We start from the raw sequence: 17,051 nt of genomic DNA on the forward strand, positions 1-17,051 counted from the left end.
TGTGAAGCACAACCAGACCCTCGAAACCACCCTGCTGATCATCGGCGGCGGCCCCGGCGGCTATGTCGCCGCCATCCGCGCCGGCCAGCTGGGCATCCGCACCGTGCTGGTGGAAGGCGCCGCCCTGGGCGGCACCTGCCTGAACATCGGCTGCATCCCGTCCAAGGCGCTGATCCATGCCGCCGAGGAATACCTCAAGGCGCGTGAATTCGCCGGCCATTCGGCGCTTGGCATCAGCGTGCAGGCACCGAGCATCGACATCCAGCGCACCGTGGCGTGGAAGGACGGCATCGTCGACCGCCTCACCAGCGGCGTCGGCGCGCTGCTGAAGAAGCATGGCGTCACCGTCGTGCAGGGCTGGGCGAAGATCGTCGACGGCAAGACGGTGGAAGTCGATATCCCCGGCGGCAACAGTCAGCAGATCCATTGCGAGCACATGCTGCTGGCCGCCGGCTCGAAGTCGGTGGAACTACCGTTCCTGCCGCTGGGCGGCAACGTCATCTCCTCCACCGAGGCCCTGGCGCCGCAGACGCTGCCCCAGCGCCTGGTGGTGGTCGGCGGCGGCTATATCGGCCTGGAGCTGGGCACCGCCTACCGCAAACTGGGCGTCGAGGTGACGGTGGTGGAAGCGCAGCCGCGCATCCTGCCGAGCTACGACGAGGAACTTACCAAGCCCGTCGCGGCCGCACTGCGCAAGCTGGGTGTGGAGCTGTACCTCGGCCACAGCGTGCTGGGCCTGGAACCCGGCGGCCACGGCCTGCGCGTGCGCGACGATCAGGGCGCGCAGCGGGTGATCGAGGCCGATCAGGTACTGGTCGCCGTCGGCCGCCACCCCAACACGGCCGGCTGGAACCTGGAAAGCCTGGGCCTGGACATGAACGGCCGCGCGCTGCGCATCGACGAGCAGTGCCATACCTCGATGCGCAACGTCTGGGCCATCGGCGATATCGCCGGCGAACCGATGCTGGCGCACCGCGCCATGGCCCAGGGCGAAATGGTCGCGGAAATCATTGCCGGCAAACGCCGCGCCTTCACCCCCACGGCCATCCCGGCGGTGTGCTTCACCGACCCGGAAGTGGTGGTGGTCAGCCAGTCACCGGAACAGGCCAAGGCCGCCGGGCTGGACTGCATCGTGGCGAGCTTCCCCTTCGCCGCCAACGGCAGGGCAATGACTCTGGAGTCCAGCGACGGCTTCGTCCGTGTGGTGGCGCGCCGCGACAATCACCTGATCCTCGGCTGGCAGGCCGTGGGCAAGGCGGTGTCGGAGCTGTCCACGGCCTTCGTCCAGTCGATCGAAATGGGCGCGCGCCTGGAAGACATCGCCGGCACCATCCACGCCCACCCGACCCTCGGCGAAGCGGTGCAGGAGGCGGCGTTAAGGGCGCTGGGGCATGCGTTGCATATCTGACCGCCGCGGGGCGCAATTCGTAGAAACTGTTATTCAGCACAAACTTTTGTAGGAGCCAGGGGGACGCCTAGTCCTTGCTGGCGATACGCAGACAGTGTCCCGCTGATCGCCAGCAAGCTGGCTCCTACAGAATCAGACCGTGGATGACGCTGTTCTCATCCGCCACGGCCACACTCGGTGGATCGATGAAGCGCGATCCACCCTACGACTCAATCAATCGAGAGCCCTACCAGTCGAGATACGGCTTCTACCTCGACTACCCCTTCATCCGCTCCCTCGGCAAACACCGCGCAGCTTGCCGTGTTACGACCCCGCACACAGTGATAGACCGCGACCACACTGCCCGGCCCAGCGCCACTGTGTCCCGACAACAGCTGGCCGCCCTGCACCGTGCCCTGCATCAGGCCGAGCGCATAACCAGGAGCAATCCAGGGTCGTCCGCCAATCGGTCCGCCGAGAGCTCGCGCAGTGCGCATCTCCCGCAGCAGCCAATCCGGCAGCAGACCCCCGCTCAGCAGGCGATCCAGGCACAACGCCGCCTCGCCAAGCGGCCCAACCAGCAGGCCGTGATAGACCCAGCCCGGGTCATAGGCAGAAGCGGCGCCCATGTGCACGTCATGCAGATCGGCACGCGTACGGGCCAGGCGCACGCGTGACAAACCGAGCGGGGCAAACACCCGCTGCTGCAGCGCCTGTTCCAATGCCAAGCCGGTCACCCGTTCGATAAGCCTGCTGACGAACAGGTAGCCGACATTCGAATAGCGCCAGCCAGCCCCCGGTGCGTAGCGCAGCCGCTGGGCATCGAGGCGCTGCAGCATCTCCTCTACCGACCAGGGCGCGGCATGGGCGGCAACGGCGGTGTGGTAGTCAGCGAGCTCGCCGTAATCGGCCAGCCCGGCCTCATGGCGTAGCAACTGACGCAGGGTGAACGGCCCTTCGAGTAGCTGATCGTCGAGCCCGAGCAGGCCATCGCGCACCAAGGTCAGGGCTGCGGCAGCCAGCACCGTTTTGCTGAAACTCCACCAGGGCACCAACCCCGCGGCCTGTTCGGACGGGCTTGGGGCACCGTTCACGACAAGAGAGAAATGCATGGTCGAAGGCTCTGCGTGAATGGAAGATATGAACGGAGCGGCCGGCCGTTCAGGCACCCGCCTTTTTCACAGCCTCCAGCCACTGAAGATCGAGCCGGTTCTGCTCAGTCTCCAGACCCTGCGCCTGCATCGCCTCGCGATGGACGTCGATCTCGCGCGTCATCTGGCTGATCTCGCTGGTGTTGCCGTCCAGCTGGTGCATCTGGGTGACGCCCAGGTGGTAGAAGCGCAGCAGCTTCATCGCCGCCGGGTCGCCGGCCGCCACTCCAGTTTTTACGTGGTGCATGACGTTGGTCACGCGCATCAGATTGCGCTTGAGCTGCCAGCCATACACCGCCGGCGCCATCCACGGCAGCGCCCACAGCTTGAAGCGCACCAGGGCGATGGTCAGCCCCAGCCCGAGCAGCACACCGATCAGGTTCCAGCGGAAATTGTCGCCGCCTGCGGTGCCGAACACCTGCACCAGCACGGTGGACAGCAGCAGGGCCAGCACGACGAAAGTGGCCGCAATCACCAGGGTGATGCGCCGGGTTTGCCGACGGTAGTCTTCGGGGTTGTGCGGTTTGATCTCGAACATGGGGACTGCGCGACTCCGGGATTGAATGGATGGCGATGCGTGCATTATCAGGTTCTTGCTAGCGGTTGCCGAGCCATTTGCACGGCGCAGTGCGCAACTGGGCTAGTCTAGGACGGACATTGAGCTCCCCCGGAGTAACCCTCTGCAATGAAACGCATCCTGGTCGCCAATGCCAAGGGCGGTTGTGGCAAGACCACGCTGGCCACGCAGATAGCCGGCCACTTTGCCAGCCAGGGCCGGTCTGTGCTGCTGGCCGACTATGACCGGCAGCGTTCGGCCAGCGACTGGCTGGGTTGCCGGCCAGCCAGTTGCGCGCCGCTGACCCTGCATGCGGCCTGGCGCGATCCGTTACCGGAGCAGGGCTACGAGATACTGGTCTGCGATATGCCGGCGGCCATTACCGCGCAGGCGCTGTGGCAGGTGCTGCGCGCCGGCGACAAGTTGCTGATTCCGGTCATGCCCTCGCCCAGCGATATGCTCGCCAGCCTGCGCTTCATGATGGCACTGAACATGGCCGACCTGGCCAAAGCGGGGGTCGAGGTCGGCCTGGTGGCCAACCGTGTGCGCAGCAACACCGAATACACCCGCTCGCTCTACGAGCTGCTGGCCAGGATGGAGCTGCCGTTGGTGGCCAGTATCCGCGACACGCAGAACTACGTGCGCGCGCTGGATCATGGCATCAGCCTGTTCGACCTGCCTCTGCAGCGGGTGCGCAATGACCTTGAACAGTGGCAGGTGCTGCTGCAGTGGCTGGATGGGGACGCCAAGCCGGGGCACAGCATCAACAGCCCTGCCGGTGCAGAAAAGCAGTCCGCCGATAGCGTTTTCTAAGAGCCTCTTCCGGATCACGGAAACTCCCCTCTCCCACTTGTGGGAGAGGGGCTGGGGGAGAGGGGCTTGGTTAAAACGCCCCTCTCCCCAACCCTCGGCTTTAGCTTCCTGCGTCGCTCTACCTCCTGCATCCATGCAGTCGTCTCCCGTGAACGGGAGAGGGGGCAAAAGCGATCCGCATCTATCTCTACGCACCGTTAAATCGATGCAAAGAAGATCGTAAAGAGGTTCTCAAGCTTCGACAGCCGCCCACTGCTTGCTCAAGCGTTTGTCCGACACCGCCATCTTGGTCCCGAGTTGCTGGGCGAACAGCGACACGCGGTATTCCTCCAGCATCCAGCGATACAGCAGCAGGTTGGCGTCATGCTTGCCTTCCTGGCCGTGTTTGCCCAGGCGCGCCTGGTACTGTTCCCAGTAGCCAGCCAGCTCGCCGGCCCAGACGCGGTCGCGCTGCACCTGGCTGCCGATCTTGTCCAGGCGCTGTTCGATGGCCTTGAGGTAGCGCGGTACTTCCTTGAGCCACTCGGCCGGGGTTTCGCGGACGAAGCCCGGGTACACCAGGTTGCTCAGTTGCAGCTTGATGTCGTTGAGGGCCATGGCCTGGGCCAGGTCGATCTTGCCCTTGAAGCGCTTCTGCAGGCCGTGCCACAGCTTGAGGATGTCCAGGGTCAGCTTGGCCAGGCGTTCGGCGTGGTCGGCCCAGGCACCTCGTTTCTTCTCGGCCAGGGCAGCCAGCGCCGCACCATCGCGTGGCAGGGTGGCTTCGCCGTCGAGGATGCAGCTGTCCAGGCTGGCCAGGAGGATGTCCTCGACCAGTGCCTCGACGCGGCCCATGTCGCGATAGAGCAGGCCCAGGTCGGTCAGGCCCGGCAGCTTGTTACGGAGGAACTTGGCGGGCTCGTTGAGCTGTTGCAGCAGCAGGCGTTGCAGGGCGCGACGATGTTGGTACTCGGCCTCGGCCTGGGTCGGGAAGCGTCCTTCCTTGACCACCCCGCCCTCTTCCACCAGCGCCGGGAATACGGTCATGGAGAGCCCGGCGATCTTCTGTTGGGTCTTCTCGGCGACTTCGGCGAAGGCCTTGGCCTGCACCGGCTGCTGCGCCTTGTCGCTCTGCGGAATGGCCAGGGCGGCCTGGCTGGCTTCGGCAAAGCGCGCGCACAGTTCGGCCAGGTCGCGGCCTTCGCCGAGGAACTTGCCCTTGGCGTCGACCACTTCCAGGTTCATCTTCAGGTGGCTGTCGAGCTGCGCTGCAGCCTCGATCCAGGCGTCCTCGGCAACCCGCGCGCCGGTCATGCGCGTCAGTTCGCGACCGAGGTTTTCCGCCAGGCTGCCCTGAGCGAAACTCAGCTTGCTCAGCGCCGCGCCGACGAAGTCCGGCACCGGCACGAAGTTCTTGCGCAGCGCCTTGGGCAGATTGCGCACCAGGGCGATGGCCTTGGCTTCCAGCAGGCCCGGCACCAGCCATTCCAGGCGCTCGGGCGGCAGTTGCGGCAGCAGCGGCGCCGGTACGCGCAGGGTCACCCCGTCGCGCGGGTGATTGGGTTCGAAGTGGTAGGTCAGCGGCAGTTGCAGCTCGCCGATGTGCAGGATGTCCGGGTACTGCTGGGCGGTGACTTCCTTGGCCTCGCGCGCCAGCACGTCTTCCTCGCGCATGATCAGCAGCTGCGGGTGCTTCGCGCTCTCGCTCTTATACCAGTGCTCGAAGGTGGCGGCCTGGTTGATCTCCGCCGGGATGCGCGCCTCGTAGTAGGCGAACAGGGTTTCCTCGTCGGCGAGAATGTCGCGGCGGCGCGCTTTGGCTTCCAGCTCGTCGAGTTTTTCCAGCAGCAGGCGGTTGGCATTCAGGCACTTGGCGCGGCTATTGATCTCGCCGCGCACCAGGCCTTCGCGGATGAACAGCTCGCGCGAAGCCACCGGATCGACCGGGCCGTAGTGCACCGGGCGGCGGCCGACGACAATCAGGCCGTACAGGGTGACCTGCTCGAAGGCCACCACCTGGCCGCGCTTCTTCTCCCAGTGCGGCTCGAAGTGGTTCTTCTTGATCAGGTGGCCGGCCAGCGGCTCGATCCAGTCCGGCTCGATCTTGGCGACCTGGCGGGCGAACAGCTTGGTGGTTTCCACCAGCTCGGCGGCCATCACCCAGGTCGGCTTCTTGCGTCCGATCACTGACGACGGGTGAATCCAGAAACGCCGCTGGCGCGCGCCGAGGTAGTCGCCGTCCTCGGTCTTTTGGCCAATCTGGCTGAGCAGGCCGCTGAGGATCGCCTTGTGCACGGCGGCGTAGCCCTTGGCGCGCTGCGCCGCTTCGCTGGCTTCGGCCTGCTCACGGGCGATGACGTTGACCTTGGTGTCCTTGGTCGGTTGCGGACGGGCGGCTTTGCCGGCATCGCCCTTCTGCCCAGCGTCCGCTGCGGCGCGGGGATTGCCGGCCAGTTGCAGCTCGCGGGCGATCAGCACCAGCTGGCGATGCGAGTCACGCCACTCGCGCAGGCGCATGTAGTTGAGGAAGTTCTTCTTGCACCAGTTGCGCAGCGGACTGCTGCCCAGTTCTTGGCGCTTCTCCTCGAAGCCGCGCCACAGGTTGATCAGCGCGGCGAAGTCGGAATCGACATCCTTCCACTGCGCGTGGGCCTGGTCGGCGGCCTGCTGGCGGTCCATCGGCCGCTCGCGCGGGTCCTGCACGGACAGCGCACTGGCGACTATCAGGATCTCGTCCAGGCTGCCGAGCTTGGCCGCTTCCAGCACCATGCGGCCCAGGCGCGGGTCGATGGGCAGACGCGCCAGCTGGCGGCCAAGCGGCGTCAGCTGGCCCTCGCGGTTGACCGCCGAGAGCTCCTGCAACAGGTTGAAGCCGTCGCTGATGGCCTTGCCATCCGGCGGCTCGATAAAGGGGAAATCCTCGATGGTGCCCAGGCGCAGATGGAGCATCTGCAGGATCACCGCGGCCAGATTGGTACGCAGGATTTCCGGATCGGTGAAGGCCGGGCGGCCGAGGAAATCTTCCTCGCTGTACAGGCGCACGCAGATGCCCGGCTCTACCCGCCCGCAACGGCCCTTGCGCTGGTTGGCACTGGCCTGGGAAATGGCTTCGATAGGCAGGCGCTGAACCTTGGCGCGGTAGCTGTAGCGACTGATACGCGCCGTGCCGCTGTCGATCACGTAGCGGATGCCCGGCACGGTCAGCGAGGTCTCGGCGACGTTGGTGGCGAGGACGATCTTGCGCCCGCTCATGGGCGCGAAGATCTTCTGCTGCTCGGCCGGAGTCAGCCGCGCGTACAGCGGCAGCACTTCGGTGAAACGCAGGTTGGCCTTGCGCAGCACATCGGCTGCGTCGCGGATTTCGCGCTCGCCAGGGAGGAAGATCAGCACGTCGCCGGGGCGCTTGCCCTCGGCCTTTTCATGGGCGGCGATCTCGTCCAGCGCGGCGAGGATGCCCTGGTCAACGGTAAGGTCGTCGAGCAGGCTCTCACCCTCCTCGTCCACCTCAGCCGCCAGCGGGCGGTACCAGGTGTCCACCGGGTAGGTGCGCCCGGAGACCTCGACGATCGGCGCGTCGTTGAAGTGCTTGGAGAAGCGCTCCAGGTCGATGGTCGCCGAGGTGATGATCACCTTGAGATCCGGGCGGCGCGGCAGCAGGGTTTTCAGGTAGCCGAGGAGGAAGTCGATGTTGAGGCTTCGTTCATGCGCCTCGTCGACAATGATGGTGTCGTACTTTTCCAGGTAGCGGTCGTGCTGGGTCTCGGCCAGCAGGATGCCGTCGGTCATCAGCTTGATCAGGCTGCTGTCCTTGCTCTGGTCCTCGAAGCGCACCTGGTAGCCGACCAGCTCGCCGAGCGGCGTACCGATTTCCTCGGCCACGCGGGTGGCGACACTGCGCGCGGCCAGACGGCGCGGCTGGGTGTGGCCAATCAGGCCGTGCACGCCACGGCCGATCTCCAGGCAGATCTTCGGCAGCTGGGTGGTCTTGCCCGAGCCGGTTTCGCCGGCGATCACCAGCACCTGGTGCTTCTCCAGCGCGGCCTTGATCTCGTCGCGCTTGGCGGCGATCGGCAGATTGTCGTCGTAGCGCATCGCCGGCACGCTGCGTTTGCGTGCCTCGACCTTGGCCACCGAGGCCTGGAAGCGCTCCAGCCACTGCGCCTGCTTGGCCTCGTCCGGGTGCTTCTGCAGCTCGTGCAGCTGACGGCGCAGGCGATGACGGTCGGCCAGCAGGGCCTGGTCGAGGTTGTTCAGCAGCGGATCACGGGCGGGAATGGCGTCGGTCATAGAAAACTTTCAGAGGCAAGCAGGGCTCGCGAAACGGCGTGGCTGCACGGATAGCAGACGGGAATCCAGGGACGGGATTGTCGCAGCCCACCGGGGGCTTGCCCAGCCCGCGCAACAACCTTGACCGGGATCAACGGATGCCGGGCACGCCTGCGGCAAGCTGCATGGCCAAATGCCAGCCAAGCTGCAGTAGAAGGTCATCATGGGCGCGCTGATCCGCAATCTCTCGCTGAAATACAAATTCTGGGCGGTCAACCTGGTCGCCTTCGCCACCACCCTGCTGCTGGTGCTGTTCGCCCTGCATCAGGAACAGGCCGGGCGCATCGACGCTGCTCGCGAAGCCGCCCAGGCCCGCGCCGCGCTGTTGGCGCAATGGCCGGGCGCAGCGGCGCCAACCGCCAAGGATGCGCTGCACTTCGCGGCCGGCAGCCGGCCGAGCCTGCCTGGCGTGGACAGCACCGCCCTGCTCGGCGCGCGGGGCTGGGTCGAGCTGGACGGCGACCGTCTGTGGGGCGAGCAGCCCCTGGTCGGCGCCTGGGTGGCGGATGTCGGCACCGGCCAGCGCCTGGCCGTGCTGGCCCAGGCACCGAGCCTGTGGCAACTGTTCGAGCTGCGCGCCGGCAGCTATGCCCTGGCAGTCGCCGGGCTGATGTTCCTGCTGCTCGGCGCCTCGCAACTGCTGATCCGCTTTATCCTCGGCCACCTCAACCAGTTGAAGGACGTGATGCTGCATGTCGAGCACAGCGGCGACCTGTCCGCACGGGCGCCGAGCGACAGCCTCGACGAGGTCGGGCAGATGGCCGGCGCCTTCAACGCCATGCAGAGCGGCTACCAACGCGTGGTCGGCACCGTGGCCCAGGCCGCCGCACGCCTGGACGAAGGCGCCAAGCGCCTGGCCGGGAGCATGGCCGAGGTACGCCAGGGCATGCTCGGCCAACAGAGCGAGACCGACCAGGCGGCCACGGCGATCAACGAGATGTCCGCCACTGTGTTCCACATCGCCCAGCACGCCGCCGACACCCGCGACCAGGCCGCCGAGGCGGATCGCCTCAGTGGCGCCGGCCAGGCAGTGGTGGCCCGCGCCGGCACGGCCATCGCCAGCCTGTCGCAAGGCGTGCAGCAGACCGCCGAGATGGTCGAACGCCTGGCCGAGGACAGCCAGACCATCGGCGGCATGGTCAACGTGATCCACAGCATCGCCGAACAGACCAACCTGCTCGCGCTCAACGCGGCCATCGAGGCGGCACGCGCCGGCGACATGGGCCGTGGTTTCGCCGTGGTGGCCGACGAAGTACGCAACCTGGCCAAGCGCGTGCAGGACTCCACTGACGAGATCACCCGCATGATCGGCAACCTGCAGGCCGGCACCCGCGACGCCCTGGACTTCATGCGCGAGAGTTCGCTCAAGGCCGACCACTGCGTGGAGGAAGCCGGTGCCACCGGCGAGGCCCTGGCCACCATCGCCCAGGCCGTGGCGCTAATGCGCCAGAGCAACACGCAGATCGCCGTGGCCGCCGAGCAGCAGAGCCAGGTGGCCGAGGAAATGACCCGCTCGGTGGTGGGCATCCGCGATGTCACCGAGCAGACCGTGCAGCAGACCATCGGCTCGGCCAGCACCAGTGCCGAGCTGGTGGAGCTGGCGGGTGAGCTGAACCAGGCGATTGGCCGGCTCAAGCTGGGTTAGGCGCTGGATACTCGCTGGGTACACGGGTTGCACCCGCCCTACACCTGTAGTGGCTCAGACGACGGAGGGGGCCGTATGCTTTTGTAGGAACCAGCTTGCTGGCGATCAGGGGCCTGCAAGGGCATCGCCAGCAAGCTGGTTCCTACAGGGGGGGCTCGTGACCTGACGCGGTTTAGAAGCCCTTGCCCCGATAAACCTCTTCGCCGCCCAGCAATGTCCACAGCACCTTGGCCTGGCCAATCTGGTTGCTCGGCAGTTTGAAGATGTCGCGGTCCAGCACCAGCAGGTCGGCCTGCTTGCCCACTTCCAGCGAGCCGGTGTCCTGTTCCTGGCGCAGGGTGTAGGCCGCGCCCAGGGTGTAGGCGCGGATAGCCGCCTCCAGGTTGGGCAGGCCGCGCGCGCCCAGGCCCAGGGCGTTCTGCATGATGCCCAGCGGCGACAGCGGGTTCACGTCCCAGTCGGAACTCAGGGTGACCCGCGCGCCGCTGTCGTACAGCGCGCGCATGGGCAGCATCTGGTAGGCGCGCTGGCCGATCAGCGGCTGGTTGTCCTTGAGGAAGGACGGGGTGAAGTAGCGGCTGGGCTGGAAGTCGGCGATCACGTCCAGCTGGCGGAAGCGTGGCAGGTCGGCCGCATCGACCAGCTCGACATGGGTCAGGCGATGGCGCCCCGGTGTGGCCTGGGCGATGGCATCCAGGGCATCGCGCACCGCCTGGTCGCCGATAGTGTGGATATGCAGGTCGAAGCCGGCCGCCGACAGCTCGCGGGCATAGCGCTGCAGGCGCTCGGGGCTGAAGTAGTAGAGGCCGCGCGGATCGACGCCGGCCAGGCTGTGCTGATAGGGCTGGCGCAGGCGCGCGGTGGTGTTGTGCACGATGCCGTCGACATACAGCTTGATCTGGCTGACGTGCAGCAGGCTGTCGGCGCCGCCGGGGGCGTACAGGGCCTTGAGGTCGGCCAGCTGCTCGTCGTCATCCAGCTGCGGGTAGGCCCACAGGCCGAGGGTGGTACGCGCTTTGAGCTGGTCCTCGCGAGCGGCGCGCTGCCAGGCTTCGAGATGGCCCCGGCGCCAGAACACCCGGGCGTCGGCCACCGAGGTGATGCCGTTGCGCGCCAGCTCGTCCTGGCCGTAGAGCACGGCCTGGTAATACACCTCCTGCAGCGCCTTGGAGGGCGGCAGGGCTTTGTCCATCACCAGGTCGCCGGCGTTGTCGAGCACGATGCCGGTTGGTTTGCCCTGCTGGTCGCGCAGGATCACCCCGCCCTCGGGGTTGCCCTTGGCCGCCTCGATGCCGGCCAGTTGCAGCGCCTTGCTGTTGAGCCAATAGGAATGCGAGGTCTCCTCCATGATGGCGATGGGGCGATCCGCCGCCACCTCGTCGAGCAGCGCGCGCAGGCTGCCGCCGGCCTCCAGCAGGGTATGCAGGGCGAAGCCGCTGCCCAGCAGCCACTCGCCCGACGCCGCCTCGGCGCACTCGCCGATGGCGTCCAGCCACTGCGCCACCCCATCCTCGGTGTCCAGCGGGCAATCGCCCTGGGCCTCGGACGAGGCGTCCAGCACATGTGCGTGGCTGTCCTGGAAACCCGGCAGCACCAGGCGCCCTTCGAGGTCGACGAACTCGGTGTGGTCATCGGCATATTCCTCGACCTGGGCCGCGCTGCCGACGGCGAGGATGGTGCCCTCCTCGTCGATGGCCAGGGCCTCGGCCCAGGGCTGGGCAGCGTTCACCGTGTAGATGCGGGCGTTGTGCAGCACCAGGCTGGCAACGGCTTCGTCAGCCTGGGCCAGGGGAGCCAGGAGTGCCGCGCAGAGCGGCAGACAGCGGAACATGGGTTGATCCTCAAGCAAAAAACCATGCCTGGCATGGGTAGCCAGGCATGGCGTAAAGGAAGGAGGTTGGTCAGCTCCTTCAATGGAGTCCGTAAAGGCTAGACCAGCCGCGGCATGTTCTTGGTCACGCAATGGATACCCCCGCCGCCACCGGCGATCGGGTCGATATTCACCTGCACCACCACGCGCCCCGGATACAGCTTGGCCAGCAGGTCCTTGGCGAACTTGTCGGCAGCGGTGTCGCCGAACTGCGGCACGATCACCGCGCCGTTGATCGGCAGGTAGTTGATGTAGCCCGGGGCGAAGTCCGGATTGTTCTGGGTGTAGACGTTGCTGCGTTTCTTCAGGGGTGGCGGCAGGGTGTGCACCACCAGCTTGCGCCCGTCGGCGTCGGTGGCGGCCTTGAGGATGTTCAGGTGGGTGCGTGTCACCGCGTAGTCGTAGGACTTGGGGTCGTTGTCCAGGTTGGCGATGACCACGCCCGGTTTGACGAAGCGTGCGTAGAAATCCACGTGGGCGTCGGTGATGTCCTTGCCCTTGATGCCCGGCAGCCAGATGATCTTGCGCAGGCCGAGGTTGGCCTTCAGCTCTGCCTCGATCTGCGCCTTGCTCATGCCCGGGTTGCGGTTGCTGTTGATCCAGCAGCTCTCGGTGATGATCGCCGTGCCGTGGCCGTCGACCTCGATGCCACCGCCCTCGCCCACCAGTTGGCTGGAGATATAGCTGGCGTCCAGCTCGTAGCTCAGCGTATCGGCCACCATGGTGTCGTTACCGGCCTGCTGCTTGCCGCCCCAGCCATTGAAGTTGAAGTCGACCAGGCCACGCCCACCCTGCCCATCAACCACGAAGCAGCCGCCGTAGTCGCGCACCCAGATGTCGTCCAGCGGCATGCTGATGAACTTGATATTAGTGGTGCCGCACTTGCTCTTGGCCTGGCTCAGCTGGTTGGCACGACATAACACGGTCACCGGCTGGTACTTGGCGATGGTCTTGGCCAGCAGGGCGATGCAATTGTTGACTGGCGTAGCCCAGTCTTCCCAGACCGAACTGGAGGCGGCGAAGGCGAGTATCACCCGCTCCTGCGGCGCGTGCTCGTCAGGCATGTACCAGCTGCCTGCAAGGGCCGCGCGCACCCGCGGCGCGCTGAGCCCCAGGCCCAGGGAAGCGACGGCACCGAGGCCGGCGGCCAGGCTCAGATGTTTGATGAAATCACGACGTGTAGACATGCTGTGTCCCTCTGTTGTGGTGGATACGGCCTGGCGCAAGCGCCCGTGAAGCGGCTGCCAGCGCGCATGCAGTGCGTAGAACCTCAACGCCCCTCACCCACTTGTGGGAGAGGAGCCGGGGAAGAGGGAATTGGCCCAAGGCCCCTCTCCCCAGCCCTCTCCCGTGAACGGGAGAGGGAGCAAAACTTAAAAGCTGCGATTGACGCCCAACACCAGGGTCGCCGCGCAGACGTCGTCGAAGCCCATGTAGTTGCTGCACTCGCTGTCGCCGAGGTCGGTGTCGACGTAGCTGGCCGACCAGTTCAGGCCGAGCAGTTCCTTGCTCAGCTTGATCTGCCATTCGTCGTAGCTGTCGCGGGTGTCGCCGCTGCCGTCGAGCAGCAGTGGGTCCTTGAGGTCGACCTGGCCGTAGCGCAGGTCCAGCGTCACGTCCGCCGGCAGCTGGGTGCCGTAGCCGACGTAGCTGTACAGGTAGCTCTGGTCGCCGCCGAGGTTGTCCGAGTAGTAGGCGCCCAGCTTGGCGCCATAGGCGCTCAGCTGGCTGAAGTACTCGCCGTAGTTGAGGGCGCTCTGCCGTGGGTATTCGTACTGGAAGTAGGCCGTGTCGAGGCTGATGTCGTCGTTGATCTGCCAGTTGTAACCGGCGTAGTAATCGATCTCCTGGCGGGTCTTGCTGCCCAGGCCGAAGTCGACGTTGGAACTCCACACCCCGGCATACAGGCCGCTGCTGTGGCTGAGGGTGGCCGAGCCCTGCAGGGCCGGGTCGTTCTGTGTCTGCGAGATGCCACGGGTGCGGTAGTCGCTGTAGACGCCGGCATCCAGGTACAGGCTGAGGTCGCGGCTCAGTTCGATGGCCTGGCTCAGGCCCCAGGGGGCGAGCAGGACGGTGGCCAGGGCGGCCGTGGGCAAGTACTTCATCGGGGGTTCCTTTCTTGTTGTTTTCGGGTGAACGGGCATGGCTACGCCGCAACGCCCGGCCGCTCGACGCGGCCGGGACGCCAGTGGCGGGTGCGGCTCAGTTGTGGTTGGCGGTCTTGAAAGTGGTCCAGGCGCGCATGCGCGAGCGCATGTCGCGCTGGGGGATGTCCTTGCCGGGAATCAGCCGCGCGTAGGTGGCGTCATCCACGTAGATATCCGGGTTGTTGCGCATGTCGGCATCGACCATCGGTTTGGCCTTGGCGCTGGCCGTCGGGTAACCGGTGAAATTGCTGATCGCCGCCATGTTCTGCGCGCGCATGACGAAGTTGATGAAGGCGTAGGCGTACTCCGGGTGCTTGGCGTCCACCGGGATGGCCATGTTGTCCATCCACACCGTGGTGCCTTCACGCGGGATGCGGTACTGGAAGTCCACGGCCTTGCCCGCCTCGTCGGCCGCCCGCTGCGCCTGGGTCATGTCGCCGCTGTAGCCGAGCGACAGGCACAGGTCGCCATTCACCAATTGGGTGACCGGCTGCGACTGGAACTTGCGGATATAGGGTTTGATGCCCATCAGCAGCGCCACGGCGGCATCCAGGTCCTCCGGATTGCCGCTGCGCGGCGGACGGCCGAGGTAGTTGAGAACCACGGCCAGCACTTCGTCCGGCGAGTCGATCATGGAGATGCCGCAGTCGGCGAACTTGGCCGCGTTCTCCGGCTTGAACAGCAGGTCGAGGCTGTTCACCGGCGCACCCGGCAGGCGTTTGTTGATCGCTTCGGCGTTGTAGGTGATGCCGATGCTGCCCCAGGTGTAGGGCACAGTGGCATGCCGCGAGTAGGGATACTTGGTCTGCAGGCGCTGCAGGCCGGGCTCGATCTCGTCGAGATGCTCGAACCTGGACTTGTCCAGCTTCTGCAGCGCGCCGGCGCGCATCAGCCGCTCGGCCACGGTATCGCCGGGGAAGATCAGGTCGTAGCCACTATTGCCGGCCATCAACTTGGCTTCCAGGGTCTCGCTGCTGTCCATCACGTCGTAGATCACCTGGATGCCGGTTTCCTTGGTGAAACTGGCCAGGGTGTCTTCGGCGAAATAGTCGGCCCAGTTGAACAGGCGCAGGGTCTTGGTTTCGTCCTCGGCCAACGCCTGGGTGCAGCCCAGGGCGAGGCTCAGAGAAGCGATCAACAGCGGTTTGCCACGGTTCATAGCCGAACTCCTCGATCATTCCAGTGCAGATGGGTGTGCCGACCGTCCAGGCCCAGCAGCGGGCCGTACATTTCCGGACGGCGGTCGCGGTAGATGCCCCACGTCAGGCGTTCCTCACGCATGGTGGCCAGGTCCAGCTCGCGCACCAGCACGCCGCTGCTGTCACGGTCGGCCTCGGCGAGCAGCTTGCCCTTGTGGTCGGTGATGAAGGACGAGCCGTAGAAGCTCATCTGCAACTCCGGATCGCTGGTCGCCATTTCGCGGCCGATACGGTTGGCGGCCACCACCGGGATGATGTTAGCGGCGGCGTGACCGCGCTGGGTGAGCTGCCAGTGGTCACGCGAGTCCAGCGCCGCGGCGCCCGGCTCGGAGCCGATGGCGGTGGGGAACAACAGCACCTCGGCGCCCTGCAGGGCCAGGCAGCGGGCGGTTTCCGGGAACCACTGGTCCCAGCAGATGGCCACGCCGATGCGGCCGAAGGCGGTATCCCAGACGCGGAAGCCCGTGTCGCCGGGGCTGAAGTATTCCTTCTCCTGGTAGCCGATTGCGTTGGGGATATGGGTCTTGCGGTACACCCCAAGCAGGCGGCCATCGGCATCGGCCACGCTCAGCGAGTTGAAGTAGGCGTTGCCGGCCTTCTCGAACCAGCTCAGCGGCAGCACTACGCCCAATTCCTTGGCCAGGGCGGCGAAGCGCTTGAGTACGCGGCTCTGGCCGTACTCCTCGGCCAACGCCAGGTGTTTATGGTTCTGCTCGATGCAGAAATACGGGGTGGCGAACAGCTCCTGCAACAGAATCAGTTGGGCACCCTGGGCCGCAGCCTGGCGCACCAGACGCTCGGCCTGGTCGAGGTTGTCGTCGAGGTTCCAGCTACAGGCGAACTGGGTGGTGGCGACCTTGAGCATGCTCATCAGCTCCACACCGGCCAGGCTGGCTGTTGCTGGGTAATGCAGTGCACCCCACCGCCGCCGTGAGCCAGGCTGTTGATCTGCACCGGCACCACTTCACGGCCGGGGAAGGCCATGCGCAGAGTCGCCGCCGCCTCCTGGTCGGCAGCAATGCCGTAGGCCGGCATGATGATTGCGCCATTGCAGATGTAGAAGTTGGTGTAGGAAGCGCAGAACACCTCGGCCTCGCTATCCACCGCGTCGGTCGCCTCGAACAGCTCGAGCATCTCGAACTGGCGGCCGCGGGCGTCGGTGGCCAGCTCCAGGGCGCGGCGGTTCTCGCGCACCACTTCGGCATACACCGAGGACTGGTCGCGGGTGGCATCCACCAGCAACGCGCCAGGGTGGGCGAAGGCACACACACCATCGACGTGGCCGTCGGTCATGTCGCCGGTCACGTACTGCGGATCACCCGGCAGCCAGATGGTCTTCTTCACCCCGAGCAGGCGAGCGAAGATTTCTTCCATCTCGGCCTTGTTCATCCCCGGATTGCGGTTGGGGTTGAGCAGCACCGATTCGGTGGTGATCAGCGTGCCGTCGCCATCCACATGGATCGCGCCACCCTCGTTGCTCAGCGGCGTGCCGAAGCACTCCAGACCCAGACCATTAAGGACGCGCCGGGCCAGACCCTCGTCGAGATCATGGGTCGACTTGCCGCCCCAAGCATTGAAGCGCCAGCTGACCCCGGCCACGCCCAGTTTCGGGTGGCAGACGAAGCTCGGTCCGGAGTCGCGGCACCAACTGTCGTTGACTGGCAGTTCGATCAGCTCGATGTTGGCCCCGCACAGTTCACGGGCGCGGAACACCGCCGAGGGATCGACCACCATCTTCACTGGCTCGAAGCGGGCGATGGCATTGGCCACGCGGGCGAAGTCGACCTGCACCTCGGCCAGGGTCACGCCCCAGCCGGCTTCCCACAACGGCTGATTGTGCGGCCAGACCATCCAGGTAGCGGCGTGCGGAGCCCATTCGGCGGGCATGAACCAAGCGTTTTCTGCGACTGCGTTATGCTGCATACAAGTGCCTTCAGTTAAGTCTTTGTTATCACTGAAAACCGCGAATGCGGTGATG

The 17,051-nt window shown here is 65.9% G+C and carries 12 protein-coding genes; 3 read left to right on the forward strand and 9 right to left on the reverse strand.

What is annotated here, in order from left to right:
- Window position 1: 1 nt before the first annotated feature.
- Window positions 2-1,408 carry a dihydrolipoyl dehydrogenase gene (gene lpdA / locus LRS11_RS19780; protein WP_260494557.1) on the forward strand — a complete coding sequence of 469 codons (1,407 nt, stop codon included), beginning with the start codon at window positions 2-4 and terminating at the stop codon, window positions 1,406-1,408.
- Window positions 1,409-1,617: 209 nt separating this feature from the next.
- Here lpdA and LRS11_RS19785 read toward each other — a convergent pair whose 3' ends face one another.
- Together LRS11_RS19785 and LRS11_RS19790 are read right to left on the reverse strand one after the other, a co-directional pair.
- Window positions 1,618-2,499 (reverse strand): serine hydrolase, encoded by an 882-nt coding sequence (locus tag LRS11_RS19785; protein ID WP_260494558.1) that lies wholly within the window; start codon window positions 2,497-2,499, stop codon window positions 1,618-1,620.
- Window positions 2,500-2,548: 49 nt separating this feature from the next.
- On the reverse strand, window positions 2,549-3,076 hold the full coding sequence (locus tag LRS11_RS19790) for a DUF3087 domain-containing protein (protein ID WP_260494559.1): 528 nt from the start codon (window positions 3,074-3,076) through the stop codon (window positions 2,549-2,551).
- 147 nt (window positions 3,077-3,223) lie between these two features.
- Between LRS11_RS19790 and LRS11_RS19795 the strand changes: the two genes are divergently transcribed.
- Window positions 3,224-3,907 carry a ParA family protein gene (locus tag LRS11_RS19795; RefSeq protein ID WP_260494560.1) on the forward strand — a complete coding sequence of 228 codons (684 nt, stop codon included), beginning with the start codon at window positions 3,224-3,226 and terminating at the stop codon, window positions 3,905-3,907.
- Between the two features lie 231 nt (window positions 3,908-4,138).
- Here the strand turns inward: LRS11_RS19795 and hrpA are convergent, their stop codons facing one another.
- Window positions 4,139-8,173: an ATP-dependent RNA helicase HrpA gene (gene hrpA, locus LRS11_RS19800; protein ID WP_260494561.1), complete on the reverse strand. Its 4,035-nt coding sequence runs from the start codon at window positions 8,171-8,173 to the stop codon at window positions 4,139-4,141.
- A gap of 202 nt (window positions 8,174-8,375) precedes the next feature.
- On the opposite strand from hrpA, the gene LRS11_RS19805 reads away from it, so the two are divergent.
- Window positions 8,376-9,857, forward strand: a complete 1,482-nt coding sequence (locus tag LRS11_RS19805) for a methyl-accepting chemotaxis protein (RefSeq protein ID WP_260494562.1) — start codon at window positions 8,376-8,378, stop codon at window positions 9,855-9,857.
- A 172-nt stretch (window positions 9,858-10,029) separates the two neighbouring features.
- Here LRS11_RS19805 and LRS11_RS19810 read toward each other — a convergent pair whose 3' ends face one another.
- The 6 genes from LRS11_RS19810 to LRS11_RS19835 form a co-directional block, all read right to left on the reverse strand.
- Window positions 10,030-11,688, reverse strand: a complete 1,659-nt coding sequence (locus LRS11_RS19810; RefSeq protein WP_260494563.1) for an amidohydrolase — start codon at window positions 11,686-11,688, stop codon at window positions 10,030-10,032.
- A gap of 98 nt (window positions 11,689-11,786) precedes the next feature.
- Window positions 11,787-12,914, reverse strand: coding sequence for an agmatine/peptidylarginine deiminase (locus LRS11_RS19815; RefSeq protein ID WP_260494564.1), 1,128 nt, complete (start codon window positions 12,912-12,914; stop codon window positions 11,787-11,789).
- Between the two features lie 186 nt (window positions 12,915-13,100).
- Window positions 13,101-13,832: a TorF family putative porin gene (locus tag LRS11_RS19820; RefSeq protein WP_260494565.1), complete on the reverse strand. Its 732-nt coding sequence runs from the start codon at window positions 13,830-13,832 to the stop codon at window positions 13,101-13,103.
- 97 nt (window positions 13,833-13,929) lie between these two features.
- Window positions 13,930-15,033: an extracellular solute-binding protein gene (locus tag LRS11_RS19825; RefSeq protein ID WP_260494566.1), complete on the reverse strand. Its 1,104-nt coding sequence runs from the start codon at window positions 15,031-15,033 to the stop codon at window positions 13,930-13,932.
- A complete protein-coding gene (aguB, locus tag LRS11_RS19830; protein ID WP_260494567.1) occupies window positions 15,030-15,944 on the reverse strand; it encodes an N-carbamoylputrescine amidase in 915 nt (304 codons plus the stop codon). Before aguB ends, LRS11_RS19825 begins: the two co-directional genes overlap by 4 nt.
- Window positions 15,944-16,996 (reverse strand): agmatine/peptidylarginine deiminase, encoded by a 1,053-nt coding sequence (locus LRS11_RS19835; RefSeq protein ID WP_260494568.1) that lies wholly within the window; start codon window positions 16,994-16,996, stop codon window positions 15,944-15,946. The genes aguB and LRS11_RS19835 overlap by 1 nt, the downstream gene beginning before the upstream one ends.
- Window positions 16,997-17,051: the final 55 nt, after the last annotated feature.

It is taken from the genome of Pseudomonas sp. J452 (genome assembly GCF_024666525.1).
In the GTDB taxonomy this organism is placed as follows: domain Bacteria; phylum Pseudomonadota; class Gammaproteobacteria; order Pseudomonadales; family Pseudomonadaceae; genus Aquipseudomonas.